The organism is Maribacter algarum (ex Zhang et al. 2020), from assembly GCF_005885635.1.
GTDB lineage: Bacteria > Bacteroidota > Bacteroidia > Flavobacteriales > Flavobacteriaceae > Maribacter_C > Maribacter_C algarum.
The window spans coordinates 1-1,832 of record NZ_VATY01000013.1 but is presented as its reverse complement, the minus strand read 5'-3'; the positions used below and the strand labels follow the sequence as shown (position 1 = coordinate 1,832).

The 1,832-nt window shown below is 42.2% G+C and carries 15 tRNA genes; all 15 read left to right on the top strand.

What is annotated here, in order from left to right:
- The first annotated feature begins 423 nt into the window (after window positions 1–423).
- The 15 genes from FEE95_RS22225 (at window position 424) to FEE95_RS21945 (ending at window position 1,630) form a co-directional block, all read left to right on the top strand.
- Window positions 424–511: transfer RNA gene (locus tag FEE95_RS22225), tRNA-Ser, on the top strand.
- Between the two features lie 5 nt (window positions 512–516).
- A tRNA-Ser gene (locus FEE95_RS22010) sits at window positions 517–605 on the top strand.
- Between the two features lie 4 nt (window positions 606–609).
- Window positions 610–682 (top strand) — tRNA-Cys (locus FEE95_RS22005).
- A gap of 11 nt (window positions 683–693) precedes the next feature.
- Window positions 694–776: transfer RNA gene (locus FEE95_RS22000), tRNA-Tyr, on the top strand.
- A 4-nt stretch (window positions 777–780) separates the two neighbouring features.
- Window positions 781–853: transfer RNA gene (locus FEE95_RS21995), tRNA-Asp, on the top strand.
- A 5-nt stretch (window positions 854–858) separates the two neighbouring features.
- A tRNA-Pro gene (locus FEE95_RS21990) sits at window positions 859–931 on the top strand.
- Window positions 932–936: 5 nt separating this feature from the next.
- A tRNA-Glu gene (locus tag FEE95_RS21985) sits at window positions 937–1,007 on the top strand.
- 5 nt (window positions 1,008–1,012) lie between these two features.
- Window positions 1,013–1,085, top strand: a tRNA-Lys gene (locus FEE95_RS21980).
- Between the two features lie 5 nt (window positions 1,086–1,090).
- Window positions 1,091–1,163, top strand: a tRNA-Leu gene (locus FEE95_RS21975).
- A 4-nt stretch (window positions 1,164–1,167) separates the two neighbouring features.
- Window positions 1,168–1,241: transfer RNA gene (locus FEE95_RS21970), tRNA-Leu, on the top strand.
- Between the two features lie 6 nt (window positions 1,242–1,247).
- A tRNA-Arg gene (locus tag FEE95_RS21965) sits at window positions 1,248–1,319 on the top strand.
- 5 nt (window positions 1,320–1,324) lie between these two features.
- Window positions 1,325–1,396: transfer RNA gene (locus tag FEE95_RS21960), tRNA-Gln, on the top strand.
- A gap of 5 nt (window positions 1,397–1,401) precedes the next feature.
- Window positions 1,402–1,475 (top strand) — tRNA-His (locus FEE95_RS21955).
- A gap of 5 nt (window positions 1,476–1,480) precedes the next feature.
- Window positions 1,481–1,556, top strand: a tRNA-Phe gene (locus FEE95_RS21950).
- Between the two features lies 1 nt (window position 1,557).
- Window positions 1,558–1,630: transfer RNA gene (locus FEE95_RS21945), tRNA-Arg, on the top strand.
- The last annotated feature ends 202 nt before the right edge of the window (window positions 1,631–1,832 follow it).

Genomic DNA, 1,832 nt, shown 5'->3' with positions numbered 1-1,832 from the left:
GTAAACGAATAAAATAGCATAGTTGAAACAGAAAACAATTGGTAGACAGACAGTTGTAATAAATGTTCAAAATCCGCAATATGACGGACAGGGATTCTATTGTTCATATTTCAATGTAACTATCTGATTATCAATAAATTAAATTGATTTTTTCTTGTGTAATTTAAAAATCGTTTTCATCTTTGCACCGTCATAACTTATAAACCCATACAAATGGAATCTTTAAAAAGACATATACAATTATTGGAACTATATCTCTGTTCGCCGAAATGGTTTGAACGGTTTTATAGTGATCAACTGTCCATTTGTAAACAAAGGAGAAATACGTGTATCATGTGTTGACGTCATAGACAACATTCACATATGTACAGAGCATCTCCGATAAAGAGATGCTTTTTTTATGCGTAAGGTTTATTGAAAAAAGGAAGAGCAAGCCAAAGGGCGGTGGCCACACTCTTGAAAAGTGATCGGAGTAACCAGTCTCGTGTGGGTTTGACTCCCACCTCTTCCGCAATTGGAGGGTAGGCAAATACTGGTTTGTTGCGCTCGCCTGCTAAGCGAGTCTGCTTAAGGTAGTGAAGGTTCAATTCCTTTGCCCTCCGCCAAATTGACATGGTGGCTGAATGGTTAAGGCAATGGTCTGCAAAATCATTTTTTATGAGTTCGAATCTCATCCTTGTCTCTAAATATTATGGAAGTATTGAGCAATTGGCTGGCTCGCCTGACTGTAAATCAGGTTCAGAAATGACATGTAGGTTCAAGTCCTACTACTTCCACTTTAGTACCGTAGTTCAAAGGCTAGAGCGCCCGACTGTCTATCGGGAAGGTACGGGTTCGAGTCCCGTCGGTACTGCGAAACTGGGAAGATAACGGTGGTTAGTTTACCCGCTTTGGAAGCGGGAGGTCGCAAGTTCGAATCTTGCTTCTCAGACTTTTGCTCTGTTCGTATAACGGTAGTACGCCTGACTTTCTATCAGGAAACAGGGGTTCGATTCCCCTACAGAGTACAAAATGAGGTATAACTCAGTTGGTAGAGTACCGTGCTTTTAACACGGGAGTCTTAGGTTCGAGTCCTAGTGCCTCAACAATTGCAGGGATGGCGAAATGGCAAACGCAGCTGGTTTAGAACCAGTACTCTGAGAGTTCGAATCTCTCTCCCTGTACGATGCCCCATTAGCCCAATTGGCAGAGGCAAAGGACTTAAAATCCTTAAAGTCCAAGTTCGAATCTTGGGTGGGGTACAGTATAAGCTTATGGTGTAATGGATAGCACGCAAGGTTTCTACCCTTGAGGTAAGAGTTCGAATCTTTTTAGGCTTACGACTAGACTCGTGATGTAACGGTTAGCATACAAGGTTTTGATCCTTGTTGTAAAGGTTCAAATCCTTTCGAGTCTTCAAATGGTGTCTCTAGCTTATCTGGTAAAGCGTCCCACTGTGAATGGGAGGAACAGGGTTCGAGTCCCGGAGTACACCCAAAAGGGAACAGTAGCAAAGATGGTCAATGCTGCGGATTGAAGATCCGAAGATACAGGTTCGAGTCCTGTCTGTTCCACCATAGGAGTATAGTTCAATTGGATAGAACGCTGGGCTACGAACCTAGAAATGCGAGTTCGAGTCTTGCTACTCCTGCTAAAGACAAAAGAAATTTTAACTACGCATAATAATTGCGCAGTTGTGTTTCAGTTTTGTGGAGTAATTAGAAAATACCTCTTTAGCTTAAAAGGAAGAGCTGTGGTAAAAGCTATTGATCGTAGCCACGGAGTGATTGGAAGATGTTGTTAGCGGCGTGCCTGCTAATGAATAGAATTTGCAGAAGCACCGAAATGGTCAA